Raw genomic sequence first — 15,500 nt, forward strand, 5'->3', positions numbered from 1 at the left:
CAAATATATTACAAGTTAGACAATTTGGAAAGGGCTTTTTGTTTAACTTCTCCTTAAAAATTTCAAAATAGAAAAAACACTTCATTTTCTTTCGAAAAGAAGTGTTTCTCATGTAACAAGATTCTTCGTCAAGATTAGACGAGTTCCTGCTTTTTTCTCGGAATATAGAAGGTGAAGTGTGTACCTGCACCCGTTTTGCTGTGAGCATGTATAGAGCCTTGATGCGCTTCGACGATGTTCTTCACAATCGCAAGGCCAAGCCCAGTACCAGAACGTCCTCTTGTTCTTGCTTTATCAGCTTTATAGAAGCGCTCGAAAATAAAGGGCAGGTCCTCTTCTGGAATTCCGCTTCCCGAATCTTTCACATCCATTTTCAGCCCGTTTTCCACCGATTGAACCGAAAAGTGAACCTCTCCGCCCTCTGGTGTATGACGAATGGCATTATCAATGAGATTCGTAAACACTTGCTCAATCTTATCTGGATCGAATACAAAGTACGGTTCATCCACTTGAATATTATACGTAAGATCGATTTGTTTTTCTTTCGCAATCCCTAGAAACTTGCGGTAGATCTTCTCAGTCAGCTCTTCCGTATCTGTTGATTCAAGATTCAGTGTAATATGACCTGCTTCCATTCTCGCTAGATCTAGAAGATCATTTACAAGTCGTCCCATTCGAAGTGATTCATCGTAGATAATTTGCGCAATCTCTTTCTTTTCCTCTTCTGATCCCGCAATGTCATCTACAATCGCCTCACTGTACCCTTGCAGCATGGCAATTGGTGTACGAAGTTCATGACTGACATTGGCAATGAAGTCTTTTCTCAGTTTATCAAGTCTTCGTTCCTCCGTCATATCACGAAGGACTGCAACTGCTCCTCTGACATCCTGCTGATTATAAAGCGGAGACATGAGAAGAACCCACGTACGCCCTTGCAGCGTAACTTCGATCATTTGCTCCTTTTCTGTGCTGACAGCTGTATGAAATAGCTCGCGCGCTTCTGGCGGCAGTTCATCTCCATCTTTGATCTTCATATTTTGCTCATAATACCACGCCTGCAAAAATCGTTCTGCAGGAGGATTGGTCATCAAGATCGTTCCATCAATATTGATCGTGATGACGCCATCAGCCATACTGCTTAAAATATTAGACAAATGTTCTTTTTCTTGATTTAAGGCGGTGATATGGAATTTAAGCTGCTTCCCCATTTGATTAAAGGCGATCGCCAGTTCTCCAATCTCATCTTGCGTTAAAATAGGAATCTTTGTATCAAATTTCCCCTTCGCCAAATCTTGTGCACCCTCTCTCATCTTTCTAAGAGGATAGGTGACACGTGTTGACAAGAAGAAAGCGAATATAGTGGTCAGTACAATCGCAATTCCAGCGGCTAAGAAGATGTATCGCGTCGTATGTTTTGTTGTTTGTTCTACAGCGAGGAGTGACTGAGAAAGAAAGACCATGCCTTTTTTTCCGTTCGCCTCATATGGAACACCGACTACAATTCGTTCATCTTTTTGATTGCCTGCATCAGGTTCTGCACGTTTACTGATTTTTTTACGATCTTTCAGTGCTTGGTTTAAATCTCTGTCCGCTTCGATTTGTTTCTTTGTAATCGCAGGAAGCTTCCCGCCTTTTTCAGACGAATACCACTCTAGCCCGTCCTCTTGGATGATCGCAATACTCGTCAATTTGTCAGCGAGTTCTGATGTGATCGATCTTGCAAGCGATTGATCCTCATGGCTTTCTAAAATGACCGCTACTTTGTTCGCCATTTGTGTTAAATCAGATTTTGCTTCTTCTACATGATAATTCTCAATGAACTCTAAAAGAAGCACAGTTAAAATAGATAAAACGATCAGGACGAGGAAAAGAATGGTTAACCATAGCTTTCCTACAACACTTTTCCACAGTTTCATTCAGCGCCGACCTCAAATTTGTACCCGACACCCCATACAGTTACGATTTTTTTCGCAGCTTCTGGTGACACTTTATTCAATTTTTCACGAAGTCGTTTGACATGGGTATCAACTGTTCGTAAGTCTCCAAAGAACTCATATTGCCATACTTCTTTTAACAGCTTTTCTCTGTCATAAACCTTATCCGGTGTTTTAGCAAGGAAATATAAAAGCTCATATTCCTTCGGCGTGAGGCTGACTTCTTTGCCATCAGCCGTCACTCTATGTGCATCATGGTCAATAGAAAGATGAGAAAACACAAGAACATCTTTTGTTGTTGTCCCAGTATTCAGATAAGACGTTTGAGACGATCTTCTGAGCAATGCCTTCACACGTAAAACAACTTCACGCGGACTGAAAGGTTTGACGATGTAGTCATCCGTTCCTGCCTCAAATCCTTGAACGCGGTTGGCTTCTTCTCCTTTTGCCGTCAGCATAATGATTGGAGTCGCTTTTTTGTCTCGAATTTGATTACACACTTCGATTCCATCTGTACCAGGCATCATTAAATCGAGCAAAATAAGGTCATAATCGGTTTGAAGCCCTTTTTGAATCGCCTCATCTCCATTTTCAGCTTCATCGATTTCATAATTTTCACGTTCTAAATACATTTTTAAAAGGCGGCGAATTCTTGCCTCATCATCTACGACTAATATTTTCGTTTGAGTTGTGTGTTCCATTAGACAGTCCTCCTGCTTTCTCCGTTGTTACATTCATTTTAACAAAAAGCCGAATTGAATCATAAAAGTTGGCCTTTTCCTTGTGGTTATGCGTAGGAATGAAGCCCCGCAATGACAAGATTGACAAAGATGAGATTAAACATAATAATGGCGAAGCCGATCACAGCAAGCCAAGCGGACTTTTCACCATGCCAGCCTCGCGACAAGCGAAGATGAAGATAGGCTGCATAAAAGAGAAACGTAATCAATGCCCATACTTCCTTCGGGTCCCAGCCCCAAAACCTAGTCCATGCTATTTGCGCCCAGATCATGGCAAAGATCAGCCCGCCTAATGCAAATACAGGGAAACCAATCGAAACAGCCCGATACCCAATTTCATCGACTAAATCTAGGTTCACCTGTTTCACTAGCGGTTGAAGCAGTGCGCTCAGTCGTTTGCGAATGATCAATCGAATGAGTCCGTATATAATCAGCCCTACGCTAAATGACCATAACACTGTATTGACCTTTCTGCCTGAAAAAACAGGCGGCAACTCAACAAACGGCTCCAAACGATCTTCCGTCACAAGCTCCCCTTTATGAGGTCCGACAAGAGCTGGCAGCTCATAGACCATCTCACTTTTTTCTTTATTTTTATCGATCCAATTAAATGTCGCTTCATATCCTGTCATTCTAAAGATAGATGTGACAGCGATAAATGCAAGTGTGACCACAATCATAAACATGACAAGCTCTAAACCAAACGTCTTCTTCCCTGGCTTTGTTTGATCCACATGCTTTAATAGAAAGATGACACCTGCCACAAAGCTGATGGCTAAAATGGCTTGGCCAAGTGCTGCTGTTGTCACATGAATATAAAGCCAATTACTTTGAAGTGAAGGAATCAGCGGTGAAATATCCGATGGGAACATACTCGCATAGGCAATAATCAATAAAGCGATTGGAAGTGTGAATAAACCAAGTACAGACACTTGATACACAAAATATAAAATGATGAATGCGAGCACCAGCATCATCCCAAAAGCCGTAGTGAACTCAAACAAATTACTCACTGGTGCATGACCAGATGCGATCCATCTTGAAATAAAATAGCCCAGCTGGCTCAAAAAACCGATGATGGTAAGCGTAATGCCAATGAGTGCCGCCTTATTCCTGCGCGGTCCTTCTTCTTTCTTTTTTCCCTTAATGGCACCACCAAAAAAAGGAACTGCCGCTAAATAAAATAGAAAAGCTGCAAATAACAGATTTTCACTGACTGCCGCCATCTAATCCTTCCCCCTTGCTTTTGCTGATACTTGTTGTATCAGGCAGCTCTTTTTGATCAACTGGCTGTTTGATGCCACTGCCGCTCAGTAACACGTTAAGATCGGACTTTAAGCCGAACCAGTTTTTGTTTGTATGTCCTGCCACCAATACTTTTCCATCCTTTGCCGACAGCCAGATTCTTCTATGCTGCCAATACATCCCCTGCACGACACCAATCATGAAAATGATTCCGCCTACAATAAGCACCCCTAGTGTTAAATCTTTTCTAACAGTTAACCCTGTGACGTTTTTCGTTTCAACCCGATCAAACTTCATTTTATATAGATTGTTATCAGAGCCCTCTACTGTTTCTTGAATGGCGACAAAGCTTTTTTCACCTTTAGGTTTTTCAGGAGAAATCATTTCAAACACGAAAGCAGGATTATTTGGATTCCTTGTTTTCGTACTCGGCGTTCCATCATCATCAAAATAAAAATCAGGCAGATAGCTCATCACTTTGACTTTGTAACCGCTACCAAGATCATATTCCGACTTAGGCTCCAGCAGATTAATCTTCACTGTACCGAAAGATTTTTCTGTATCTTTACGAATCAGCTGAAAGACCATTTGATCGAGTTCATTTTGTTTAAAATCCACTTGATATAATGAGAAATTGTCAAACTTGAGCGGTTCATTCACTTTGATATCGTGTTCTGTGACCTGCTTCAGCTTGGGCTTTTCACCAAATACAACTTCTCCTTCACGTTTGTATAAGATGGCATCCGTTTTATAGCTTTTCACCACTTGACCGTCGCCAGCTTTTTCAATGGCATTCTCAAACACTTCTTTTTCATTTCCAGTTTCATAACGATCAATTGAAAACGCATTATTTTTCAAGAAATATTGACCATCCGTACCTGGAATCGGTGCAGTTTCACCTTCTCGGACCCACAGCGTTTCATCCACGTACATGCCCGGGACGAACCGGAGCATCGATCCAATGAGAAAGATGATTAATCCAATGTGATTGACATAAGGTCCCCAGCGTGAAAAACGTCCTTTTTCGGCTAAAATATGCCCATTTTCTTCTCGAACGCGGTAACGCTTTTGTTTCATTGCTCTGATGATGCCTTCATATGTATGCTGATCTAATGTTTTGTCTGTCTCGCTGAACAGACGCTGTCTTCTCATAAAGCCTTCTTTTTTGAGAACCCCTTGGTTTTTGAGTGCTCGATAAAGAGGAATAACGCGGTCGAGACTACAAATGACAAGAGAGATTCCGATTGATGCGACAAGAGCTAAAAACCACCAAGAATTATAAAGATCATGGAATCCAAGTGTATAATACAGCTTGCCAAACGATCCATATTGCTCTTCATAATACGTGGAAGCAGATGCACCTGGCGGAATAAATCGCTCCTGCGGAAAAATCGTTCCAAGCGAAGAAGCGAGCAGTGTAATGACAATCAGCCACACACCCACCTTAACGGAAGAAAAAAAGTTCCATACTTTATCAACAATCGTTTTGTTGTATGTTTGCGAGCGTCTTGCACTGCCGTCATATCTCATATCAAGCAGCTTTGAAGAGTTTTTCTCTTTAGCCGCAATGGGATTCCCGCATGATTCACATAGAACAGTACCGATTGGATTAATATGTCCACACTCGCACTTTACCTCTTTCATTCTATGACCCCTTTGGTTTAATCAAATTCATATATTCATAGACATTACGTTCTGTCATCGTTCCCTTTATGACTTTGATTACCTTGCCTTCAGGATTAATTAAAAATGTGGTTGGCAGCGGCGTAATATCATATGCCTCTGTCACTTGACGATCTTTGTCCATGGCAACAGGAAAATTCACGCCATAGGATTCCATAAAATTTTTCACGGCAATCTTGGATTCCGCAACATTGACTGCAACAATTTCCACACCGCGATCCTTGAACACTTCATATTGATTCGCCATATAAGGAAATTCTTGTTTACACGGACCGCACCATGTACCCCAAAAATTAAGAAAGACACCTTTGCCTTTTAAGTCCTTTAATTCAATCCGATCCCCATCCACAGATTGAAGGACAAAGTTTGGCGCAATAGATCCTTCTTTGACTCGATCCTGTTTGGCAAATACTGAGTTATACATTGTATAACAAAGTGCAGCAAGCATCACGAGGAGAATGCCCGTCCGTATGAAAAACCGTCTTTTTTTCATCTGAAGTACCCCTTCCCCATAGACATTCAGGTAAATTATAGCATTCTCCTTCTTTTGATGCTTCTTCATTTTTTGAAGTTTATGTGAAAATTAAAAAGCGCTTTTCCCATGATCGGCAATTGCTCTCAGGCGCTTTACTTCATGTGGAGACAATTCTCTGCGGTCTCCTGGTCTCATACCTTCAATATGAAGGAACGAATATTGCTCCCTTTTTAGCTTTAACACATCATGGCCGATCGCTTCAAACATGCGGCGTACTTGTCTGTTTCTGCCTTCATGAATGGTTAATTGGACAATACAAGTTTGCTTTCGTTTATCAATAGAAAGCATTTTCGCACGGGCAGGTGCTGTTTTTTTATGATCTAACATGATCCCTTTTTCTAGCTTTCTAAGCAGTTCCTTTGATGGTATGCCTTTTAGCTTCGCTGCATACGTTTTATCAATTTCGTATTTCGGGTGCATGAGCTTATGGGCAAATTCCCCATCATTTGTAATCAAAATCAAACCGCTCGTATCATAATCTAACCGGCCGATTGGATAAAGACGCTGCGGGACATCATCAAAAAAATCTGTGACGACCTTACGTCCTTTATCATCCTCGGCAGCAGAAATGACGCCGCGCGGTTTATAAAGCATAAAGTAAACCGGTTCTTCTCTTTCAAGCTTTAAGCCATTGACTTCAATTTTATCTGAAGAGCCCACCTTCACTCCGAGCTCTGTCACTGTTTGACCATTAACGGTAACTCGTCCTTCTTTAATTAATTCTTCAGCCTTTCGTCTTGAAGCGACGCCGGCATGTGCAATTACTTTCTGTAAACGTTCCATTTGTCTTTCACCTCATGTACTATCTTACTTGCTTGACCTAAAACAAACAAGCATTCGTGGAAAAATAAGCGTTTCGTCTGTCTAATTTCAGCTAAAAAGCGATTTTCCATCCATGAAATACAAAAAAGCGCCTGATTAGGCGCCGCTAAATAACAAACTGACGATAATCACAGATGCAATGACACCAATGAGATCTGCTAACAAACCTACTTTCAGCGCATCTCCCATTTTTTTAATACCGACTGCTCCAAAATAAACCGTCAAAATGTAAAGGGTGGTGTCTGTTGACCCTTGCATGACAGCTGCGAGCTGGCCAATAAAAGAATCTGGGCCATACGTCGCTATCAAGTCTGATGTCATTCCGAGTGCAGCCGTTCCTGATATCGGGCGAATAAACGCAAGCGGAACGACTTCTGGAGGGAAACCAATCGCTGTAAAGGCTGGTTTTAAAAGTCCCATAACAAAATCAAGCGCACCTGACGCACGGAATATCGTAATAGCTACAAGCATGCCGACTAAATAGGGAATGATGGAAAAGGCAATTTGAATGCCCTCTTTTCCCCCCTCCACAAATGTTTCATAGGTTGGTACCTTTTTAATGGTTCCAGCAATCAAAATCCCTGCGATGATCAGTGGAATCAAAGCAAGAGACAGCCAGTTAATAAATGCCACAAGATCACCCCCGCCTGCTTCTGCGATAGTGGAAATAACGATCGATGAGAATTGCTCCGATTCCTGAAATGAGTGTTGCTAAAATGGTTGGTCCTACAATGTCTGTTGGCTGATCTGCCCCATAGGTCATTCTTATAGCAATGACGGTTGTTGGCACAAGTGTGATAGAGGATGTGTTGACCGCTAGAAATGTAATCATAGAACGGCTTGCCTCATTTTTTCCGCCATTTAATGCTTTCATCTGCTCCATCGCCTTAATCCCAAGTGGTGTAGCGGCATTCCCAAGACCAAAGAAATTCGCCATGAGATTGGACAAAATATACCCCATTGCAGGATGATTAGGCGGAATATCCGGGAATAGCTTTGAAATAAAGGGCCGGCACATTTTACTAAAGAAATTTAACAGCCCTGCCTCTTCGGCAATCTTCATGAGCCCGAGCCAAAAAACGAGGACACTAATCAGACCAATTGAAATAGTAACCGCTTCTTTTGAGCCCTTAAATACAGCCTCATTCACTTCATGCATCGTTCCATTAAACATCGCATAGACAAGACCGATGACAGTGAGCAATACCCAAATTAGATTGACCATGAAGATCCGCCTATAGATGTCTGAAAGACAGACTTAAACATTTCTTGAAAGCTTTTCTGAGGCATGCGGTTTCGTTTATTTTCATAAAAAATCGGTAATTGCTCGATCACCTGTCCATCTAATAAAATGGTCATTTTCCCTACAACATCCGGGATGGCTTCGGCGTTTTTTTTCCATTTCTTTTTAGGGGTGAGCATTTCTGTTTCAATTTTGACAAGTTTTTTCTCATCTTCATTTAAAAAATAGTCCACATCACGCTTGATAAACGCTTTTTTTTCGTAAAAGCTCCCTTTTAACGAAGCAAGTCTTCCTTTTTCAGCAAGCACATACGTTTTGTAGTGATCAAATGCATATTCAAACATAGAGATATGATCCTTCCAGTCGTCCGGCGCATTAATGGTCACAGCGATCAGCTCAGCATCCCCTTTTGCAGCGGTGGAGACGAGTGTACGTTTTGCAAGTTTTGTATAGCCTGTTTTCCCTCCAGTTGAATATTCGTATAAACCGGTGAGCAGCTTGTTTTTATTTTTCCAATAGCCTTCCATTGTTTTTGCTTTATAGAAAGTCGTACCAGCAATTTTTTGATATTGTTTATGTTTCATCGCGTATTTTGTTAGGATCGCCATGTCATAGGCTGATGAATAATGATTTTTATGATCATCGAGTCCGTGCGGATTTTGAAAATTCGTATTCTCCATTCCTAGTTCAGCCGCCTTTTGATTCATCATAAAAATAAAGCCTTCTAAGCTGCCGCCAACATGCTCTGCAATGGCAACAGCTGCATCATTTCCAGAACGCAGCATGAGCCCGTATGTCAAATCTTCTAAGCTCACCTTCTGCCCTTCCTTTAAATAAATGGATGAGCCCTCCGCTTGAATCGCACGTTTTGATACTTTGACGGTATCTTTCATTTTTCCTGATTCAATGGCTAATACAGCCGTCATGATTTTTGTAATACTGGCGATTCTTCTTTTTTCGTGCTCGTCCTTTCCAAATAGGACTCTGCCTGACTGTCCATCTATTAAAATGGCACTTCTTGCACTCACTGATAACGAAATGTCTGCTTTGGCATGTGAGGAAAAAGGCAGTAAGAGTGTAAATAGAAGAAGGACTGCTGTTCCAATTTTTAAATAGGGCATGTTCATTCACGTCCTTGTCCGTTTTGTACAAGTGTATGCTCAGCTGAAAAAGTTATGATGCCTCGTCCATAAAAAAAGCGCCTCTACATGTAGAGGCGCTTCTTCGAATGACTTATACCATTTTCACTTGCTGATGAGAAGTCGTATATTCCAATTCTTCTCTCATCGCTAAAAAGTCTTTTTCTAATGAAGAAAATAATTGTTTCATATCAGCGGATACTTCATGGTGAAAAACAATGCTGCTTTTTCCTGTATAAGCCGAACGGCTGTCTTCATACCATGTATCCTTTTTCGGCGTGAAAAATTCTTCAATACATTGATGATAAATACGGTGAAGCATCTGCTGTGCGGCTTGCTGCGGAAATGTCTGCTGCTGCCCCATTTTCCTGCAAACTGCTGCTGCATCCTCGCTGTACACTGCAAGCTTCCGTAATGTACTCAATATGTCACAATAATAGGCTTCCGCTTCGGGGTTTAATTGTTTCAAGCTTGATAAGGTGGCTTCGTTCAGAAAACCATTCATTTCAATTGCAACCTTTGATAAAAAGACGCCTGCTTGATCAACTTGAGCCTTTACATTCATATGTGCCATTTGTTTCTTGTTTACCTTCCCCTCATGGCTTTGTCACCATTTTATCTGTCATCAAAAGATTTTAGACCTAAAATCTTTTTTATATTTTATCATACATTTTTCCTTCGTTTGAACTATTTTATATCTTCAAATGTTTGATTGAAGTTTTCAAAAAATAGATCAGCTTCTTCTTGCACACCATCTGCTTCCACATTCTCTGGAAGCGGTGGTAATTCATCTAACGCTTTTAAGCCAAATTGCTCTAAAAAGGTCGGGGTTGTCCCATAAAGAATTGCTCGTCCCGGGCCATCGGCACGTCCTACTTCACAGAGCAATGCTTTGGCTACTAAGCTATGAAGCACACGCTCTGATTTGACGCCTCTAATCTCCTCTACCTCACTGCGTGTAATCGGCTGTTTATAAGAAACAATGGCAAGCACCTCCAGCGCTGCCTGCGATAAACCTTTGGATGGTGTCTCAACTAATTTTTTTAAATACATGCTGTATTCTTTTTTCGTCAGCAGCATATATGAATCTGCATATTCAATGAGCTCAATCCCTCGTTCTTGTTTTTGATATTCTTCCTTTACGGAAGACATAATGTCGAGTAATACCGACTCATCTACTTCAAGAACAGACATGAGCTGTTTTCTTGTTAAGCCTTCGTCACCTGCTGCATACAGCAGCGCTTCTAAGATGGCTTTCCAATTCACGATATCAAGCGTCATGAATCGTTTCACTCCCTATGATATAAATGTCTTCAAAGTTCCCTTCCTGCTCTAACATGATTTGATGACTTTTCATCAATTCGAGAACAGCAAGAAACGTCACGACAAGGTGTTCCTTTTGATCATGTTGAAATAGAGTCATGAAATTGGTTCGCTTTTTTGTTTTTCTTAAATGGTTCATAATCTCATTCATTTTGTCTTCAATCGGGATTTCTTGTCTTGTAATCTTTGATGGTGCTGGTTTCGTTATTTTCTTTCGGTTTAATACCTTTTGGAACGCACCTAACATATCATACACCGTTACGTGTAAATTTGTGTCCTTCGCTTCTGATTCTTTTGCAAATTCGCTTAAATCACTCGGTGGTTTTGTAAAGGCATTTTGCCTTTCTTCTTCGCGTTCCTTTAGTTCTTGTGCTGCATTTTTATACTTGCGGTATTCAATCAATTTGCCAATCAGCTCTTCTCGAGGATCCTCTTCCTCTTCGAGCAGGTCTTCATCAAACAGCTCTTCCTCTTGTTTCGGAAGAAGCATTCTGCTTTTAATACTGAGGAGAGTTGCAGCCATGACCAAATATTCACTCGCAACATCGAGCTCAAGCTCCCTCATCGTGTGGACATATAATAAATACTGCTCCGTAATTTTAGCGACGGGAATATCATAAATATCAATTTCCAACCGGTTAATTAAATGTAAAAGCAAGTCCAAAGGACCCTCGAACGAATCTATTTTCACCTGATATTCCAGCATCTTTTTCTCACCATTTCTACTGTCTTCTAAGTACCGTTTCACCGGCTAACCTTTAGTATAAGACAGGATAAAGCTCTCGTCCAATATAATTTCGGCCATGATGCCTTGGGCAAATCAAGAAAAACAGTGGATTCGCCCATACCAATAAGGGCATTTATACATAGAATACCATTGTAATCAGAACTGATGAAAAAGGAGGCCGTATCATTATGGGAGATGGCTATAACTTTGGCGGAGGATTCGCGCTTATTGTCGTGCTTTTCATCTTGCTGATCATCGTTGGCGCGGCTTGGGTTTATTAAAGAAACAGAGCGTCCTTTTCACTAAAGGGACGCTCTTTCTTCTTTTCTTTTCAATATGTTAGACTGAAAGTGGAAAAGGAGATGACCGCTGTGTATCCTGAAGCGTACGTGGCTTTTTTACACGAATTTCATACAACAAGAGATTATTTTGAGTGTCATGAAATTCTAGAGGAATATTGGAAGGAAGATCCCCCTAAGCAGCGCAAAGAATATTGGGTCGGGCTCATTCAGCTCGCTGTTGCCTTGTATCATCAAAGACGGGGAAATGGAAAAGGAGCAAAAAGGCTCATTTCTAACAGTCTTCATTTGTTAGAAGCAAACCGTTCAGTATTATCGAATCTCGGTCTGGATGATGAGGCATTTCTGATGCTTCTGAGAACGCTGAAAAAGAAAATGGATGAAGATATGCCTTATGAAAGTGTGATGCTGCCGATCAAAGATGATGCACTTCTTTCTTTATGCCAAGAAATGGCCCAAAAAGAAGGACTGCTTTTTGGACAGGAAAGCAACTTATCCCATACATTTTTAATCGAAAAACATAGACTCCGTGACCGGACAGATGTATTGCTGGAGCGAAAAAAGCAGATTGAACGTAAAAAAAGCAGAGGACTGTAGCCTCTGCTTTTACATGTGTGATATTTAATTTGATTCGCTGTGACACTTATGAAAGAAGCCTTGCGTTAATTCATTTGGAATGAGTGTTTTGGTTTTAAATATGTCTTCCACGGCTAAAACCATTTCCTTGCCGATTCCTTGATCACGATGGGATGGATTCACACTAATATGTTCGATTTGTACTTGGTCGTCTGTTTTCAACACACCAATAGCACCTACAATATCCTCGCCATCTTTCCATAGGAACAGCTGCCGATCTTCATCCATTTCATATGACTTCATCGTCTGCTGAAGCTGTTTGACGTCTTTCTCACCCGGCATAAAGGACAGGAGTCCCATGGCAATTTTTTCAAAAGACCTCTTGTAACGAATTAACATATATACCCCTCAATATTCAAATTATCCTAATTTCCAGCAAATGTCTTATGATTCATTTGCTCATCACACATTATAAACATTTTTATACCGTTTTTAAACTCTTTTTCACTAAATTAAGAGAACGTTCGATTGAGATTCGCCATTTCAATAGCAGCTGCAGCCGATTCACTGCCTTTATTTCCAGCTTTTGTACCAGCTCTTTCAATGGCTTGTTCAATCGATTCTGTTGTCAGTACACCAAAGATAATCGGTACCCCTGTTGACATTGCACTTTGAGCAATTCCTTTAGCAGCTTCATTACAAACGTAATCATAGTGAGTCGTTGCGCCTCTGATCACGGTTCCAAGTGTGATGACTGCATCATATTTTTTGGTTTCAGCTAATTTTTTTGCCATGTACGGGATTTCAAAAGCGCCTGGTACCCACACAACATCGATATCATCACCATTTGCTCCGTGTCTGAGCAATGTGTCTTCTGCTCCATCTAACAGTTTACTTGTAATAAAATCATTGAATCTCGCTACAACGATTGCAAATTTTAGTCCTTCTGCTACTACATGACCTTGTATTGTATTCATATGTTAATCATCCTTTTTTGTGATTTTTATTTTGTTTTGATAGTCGCTGTTTGATTATTGTTTAAATATGTCTGTAATGCTTCTATTGTCAGCATCTTTAAGTCATGCTGTTTTTGAATTTCCTTTAGTTCAGGGACGCGAGCCATTGATCCATCTGCATTCATAATTTCACATATGACACCCGCTGGCTCTGAGCCTGCCAGTTTAGCAAGATCAACCGCTGCCTCTGTATGACCTGGTCTTTCTAGTACGCCGCCTTCTTTTGCAATAAGCGGAAAAACATGGCCTGGACGGGCAAATTCGTCTGGTTTTGCGTCTTTATTTAACATGGCCAGCATGGTCGTGGAGCGCTCAAAAGCACTGATACCAGTCGTTGTTGTCACATGGTCGATGCTTACTGTAAATGCTGTATGGTGTGCATCTGTATTATGTTCAACCATTGGATGCAGCTTCAGGTGTTTGGCGATCGACTCATCGACTGGCGTACAAATGAGGCCTCTTCCATGTAAAGCCATGAAGTTAATCACCTCAGGTGTGGCATGCTCAGCAAGTGCCACAAAGTCTCCTTCATTTTCTCTGTCTTCATCATCCACTACGATAATGATTTCTCCTTGTTTAAGGGCATTTACTGCCTCATCAACAGAATGATACATACAATCGCCTCCTAGAATCCGTGCTCTTTTAGAAATGATGGGGTCAATCGAGATGGCTGTTTATCGCCTTGCTCTTTTGTTAAAAAACGATAAATGTATTTACCGATCATGTCACACTCTATATTCACGATATCCCCCATAGATTTAGTCGGGAAAATAGTTCCTTCAAGCGTATGAGGAATAATAGAGACTGTGACTTGTGAATCTCGCAAATCGAAAATGGTCAAGCTGACACCATCTATTGCGATCGAACCCTTTTGGGTGAGCATATCTGTGAGGGTCTTGTCCATCTTTAAATCATAGTAAATGGCATTACTCTTCTTTTCTATTCGGGTAATGACCGCCGTTCCATCAACATGGCCTGAGACAAAATGGCCGCCAAATCGTCCATTTGAGGACATGGCTCGCTCTAAATTCACTGGACTGCCTTTTGTCAGCTGATCCAGTGATGTCGATTTGACCGTCTCTGGCATGACATCTGCCGCGAACTGTCCTTTTGTAAAGCTTGTGACTGTCAGACATACTCCATTAATGGCGATACTGTCTCCGAGGTGAACATCTTCCAGCACACGGCTGCATGTAATGACAATTTCCATGGCATCTACTGACTTTTTACTTAATGACTGAACGGTGCCAACTTCTTCAATAATCCCCGTAAACATGTGATCCTCCCTTTCTTTTCATTTGTATTTCTCACTTTTTAAAAAAGCGATGTTAGGGACATGTGATCGATTGAGCACCTTCGTCGCTTTTTATGGTCCATACAAGGTAGATGAGGGATCACCTAATAAACACTGCATGCATCTATTAACAACAAAAACATACAGAAAGCCCCGGAAAAAATTCCGGGGCTGTGGTTTTTTTGCATCAGAAATAAGACTATGATCAACAAATATTTTTCGTTCATAGCTTTCTTTATCCTTCTCCCATCCAGACTTTCACTGTCGGCTTCAGCTTTTCACTGAATCAACCGTTAATAAATTAACGGGTCACGGGCTGTAAAGCATTTGCTTTATTACCGTCGGTCGGGATTTTCACCCTGCCCCGAAGGATACAATCGATATTTAGCTGTCCTTAGGGGCTATTATAGCGATCCTTGTTGTCAAATGCAACAATCAAGATTTCTTCAAAAAAAAAGCCTCCTTATAGGAAAGGAGACATGTTAATTTACGACTTTTACTACTTTTATCAGTCCATCTATTCTTTTTTCATTACTAAAGTAGGCTTTAATACGATCGCCTTTTTTCAGATCGGCCACATCATCTTCAAATTTCTTACCATTAAAAATGATTTTGGTGCCATTCTTTGCTTGACCGTAATATTCATCTCCATCAATTTTCGTAATGGTATATTCATAGATAGTGTAATCTTTATCATTATTTGTTAAGCTCTCGCCAATGGCTGTTGGCACATCTTCAATTTTCATGCCATTCATGTATAAATAACCTGCGCCTAAACAAAGCAGTAAAACAAATAAGATTGCCATTTTTAATTTAATTTTCCCCATATTTAGAACCTCCATCATCTGCACTTCGCCTATTTGTATGTTTTATTCCTTCTTTTATTGAAATAAAACCAAAAAAGCTGATTTTCATTAATGGTTA

The 15,500-nt window shown here is 40.8% G+C and carries 19 protein-coding genes and 1 riboswitch; of the genes, 2 read left to right on the top strand and 17 right to left on the bottom strand.

The features are described from left to right. Positions 1–134: 134 nt before the first annotated feature. The 12 genes from AC3WTB_RS11600 to AC3WTB_RS11655 all read right to left on the bottom strand — a co-directional run bounded on the left by AC3WTB_RS11600 (position 135) and on the right by AC3WTB_RS11655 (position 11,370). Positions 135–1,916 carry an ATP-binding protein gene (locus AC3WTB_RS11600; protein ID WP_039179612.1) on the bottom strand — a complete coding sequence of 594 codons (1,782 nt, stop codon included), beginning with the start codon at positions 1,914–1,916 and terminating at the stop codon, positions 135–137. Continuing rightward, positions 1,913–2,635 carry a response regulator transcription factor gene (locus tag AC3WTB_RS11605; RefSeq protein ID WP_003215596.1) on the bottom strand — a complete coding sequence of 241 codons (723 nt, stop codon included), beginning with the start codon at positions 2,633–2,635 and terminating at the stop codon, positions 1,913–1,915. The genes AC3WTB_RS11600 and AC3WTB_RS11605 overlap by 4 nt, the downstream gene beginning before the upstream one ends. Positions 2,636–2,721: 86 nt before the next feature. Next, positions 2,722–3,900 (bottom strand): c-type cytochrome biogenesis protein CcsB, encoded by a 1,179-nt coding sequence (gene ccsB / locus AC3WTB_RS11610; RefSeq protein ID WP_410558821.1) that lies wholly within the window; start codon positions 3,898–3,900, stop codon positions 2,722–2,724. Continuing rightward, positions 3,884–5,563, bottom strand: a complete 1,680-nt coding sequence (resB, locus tag AC3WTB_RS11615) for a cytochrome c biogenesis protein ResB (protein ID WP_410558822.1) — start codon at positions 5,561–5,563, stop codon at positions 3,884–3,886. The genes ccsB and resB overlap by 17 nt, the downstream gene beginning before the upstream one ends. Position 5,564: 1 nt before the next feature. Beyond that, positions 5,565–6,095 carry a thiol-disulfide oxidoreductase ResA gene (gene resA, locus AC3WTB_RS11620; RefSeq protein WP_041085967.1) on the bottom strand — a complete coding sequence of 177 codons (531 nt, stop codon included), beginning with the start codon at positions 6,093–6,095 and terminating at the stop codon, positions 5,565–5,567. A 90-nt stretch (positions 6,096–6,185) separates the two neighbouring features. Then, a complete protein-coding gene (gene rluB / locus AC3WTB_RS11625) occupies positions 6,186–6,920 on the bottom strand; it encodes a 23S rRNA pseudouridine(2605) synthase RluB (RefSeq protein ID WP_024422842.1) in 735 nt (244 codons plus the stop codon). 135 nt (positions 6,921–7,055) lie between these two features. After that, positions 7,056–7,592 (bottom strand): spore maturation protein, encoded by a 537-nt coding sequence (locus AC3WTB_RS11630; RefSeq protein ID WP_404461309.1) that lies wholly within the window; start codon positions 7,590–7,592, stop codon positions 7,056–7,058. A 4-nt stretch (positions 7,593–7,596) separates the two neighbouring features. Next, positions 7,597–8,184, bottom strand: coding sequence for a nucleoside recognition domain-containing protein (locus AC3WTB_RS11635; protein ID WP_404461311.1), 588 nt, complete (start codon positions 8,182–8,184; stop codon positions 7,597–7,599). Next, positions 8,172–9,323 (bottom strand): D-alanyl-D-alanine carboxypeptidase family protein, encoded by a 1,152-nt coding sequence (locus AC3WTB_RS11640; protein WP_073979659.1) that lies wholly within the window; start codon positions 9,321–9,323, stop codon positions 8,172–8,174. Before AC3WTB_RS11640 ends, AC3WTB_RS11635 begins: the two co-directional genes overlap by 13 nt. A gap of 112 nt (positions 9,324–9,435) precedes the next feature. Further along, positions 9,436–9,915, bottom strand: coding sequence for a YpuI family protein (locus tag AC3WTB_RS11645; protein WP_039179631.1), 480 nt, complete (start codon positions 9,913–9,915; stop codon positions 9,436–9,438). A gap of 113 nt (positions 9,916–10,028) precedes the next feature. Then, positions 10,029–10,622 (bottom strand): SMC-Scp complex subunit ScpB, encoded by a 594-nt coding sequence (gene scpB / locus AC3WTB_RS11650; RefSeq protein ID WP_024422847.1) that lies wholly within the window; start codon positions 10,620–10,622, stop codon positions 10,029–10,031. Continuing rightward, complete coding sequence (locus AC3WTB_RS11655; protein WP_024422848.1) at positions 10,612–11,370, bottom strand: segregation/condensation protein A; 759 nt, start codon at positions 11,368–11,370, stop codon at positions 10,612–10,614. Before AC3WTB_RS11655 ends, scpB begins: the two co-directional genes overlap by 11 nt. 209 nt (positions 11,371–11,579) lie before the next feature. Here AC3WTB_RS11655 and AC3WTB_RS11660 point away from each other — a divergent pair, with 209 nt between their 5' ends. Together AC3WTB_RS11660 and AC3WTB_RS11665 are read left to right on the top strand one after the other, a co-directional pair. Then, the gene (locus AC3WTB_RS11660; protein WP_012010430.1) at positions 11,580–11,672 is read left to right on the top strand and encodes a YjcZ family sporulation protein; all 93 of its coding nucleotides are present in this window, start codon (positions 11,580–11,582) and stop codon (positions 11,670–11,672) included. 90 nt (positions 11,673–11,762) lie between these two features. After that, the gene (locus AC3WTB_RS11665) at positions 11,763–12,287 is read left to right on the top strand and encodes a DUF309 domain-containing protein (protein WP_492333753.1); all 525 of its coding nucleotides are present in this window, start codon (positions 11,763–11,765) and stop codon (positions 12,285–12,287) included. 24 nt (positions 12,288–12,311) lie between these two features. Here AC3WTB_RS11665 and AC3WTB_RS11670 read toward each other — a convergent pair whose 3' ends face one another. From AC3WTB_RS11670 to AC3WTB_RS11690, 5 genes are all read right to left on the bottom strand, one after another. Then, the gene (locus AC3WTB_RS11670; protein WP_039179637.1) at positions 12,312–12,665 is read right to left on the bottom strand and encodes a GNAT family N-acetyltransferase; all 354 of its coding nucleotides are present in this window, start codon (positions 12,663–12,665) and stop codon (positions 12,312–12,314) included. Positions 12,666–12,778: 113 nt separating this feature from the next. Next, positions 12,779–13,243, bottom strand: a complete 465-nt coding sequence (gene ribH / locus AC3WTB_RS11675) for a 6,7-dimethyl-8-ribityllumazine synthase (RefSeq protein ID WP_029706184.1) — start codon at positions 13,241–13,243, stop codon at positions 12,779–12,781. Positions 13,244–13,269: 26 nt separating this feature from the next. Beyond that, on the bottom strand, positions 13,270–13,896 hold the full coding sequence (gene ribB / locus AC3WTB_RS11680) for a 3,4-dihydroxy-2-butanone-4-phosphate synthase (RefSeq protein WP_492333754.1): 627 nt from the start codon (positions 13,894–13,896) through the stop codon (positions 13,270–13,272). 11 nt (positions 13,897–13,907) lie between these two features. After that, positions 13,908–14,558: a riboflavin synthase gene (gene ribE, locus AC3WTB_RS11685; RefSeq protein WP_492333755.1), complete on the bottom strand. Its 651-nt coding sequence runs from the start codon at positions 14,556–14,558 to the stop codon at positions 13,908–13,910. Between the two features lie 252 nt (positions 14,559–14,810). Next, positions 14,811–14,952: riboswitch (FMN riboswitch) on the bottom strand. Positions 14,953–15,058: 106 nt separating this feature from the next. Next, the gene (locus tag AC3WTB_RS11690) at positions 15,059–15,403 is read right to left on the bottom strand and encodes a hypothetical protein (RefSeq protein WP_034623431.1); all 345 of its coding nucleotides are present in this window, start codon (positions 15,401–15,403) and stop codon (positions 15,059–15,061) included. Between the last annotated feature and the right edge of the window lie 97 nt (positions 15,404–15,500).

This window comes from Bacillus sp. EB106-04-04-XG123, assembly GCF_058791855.1.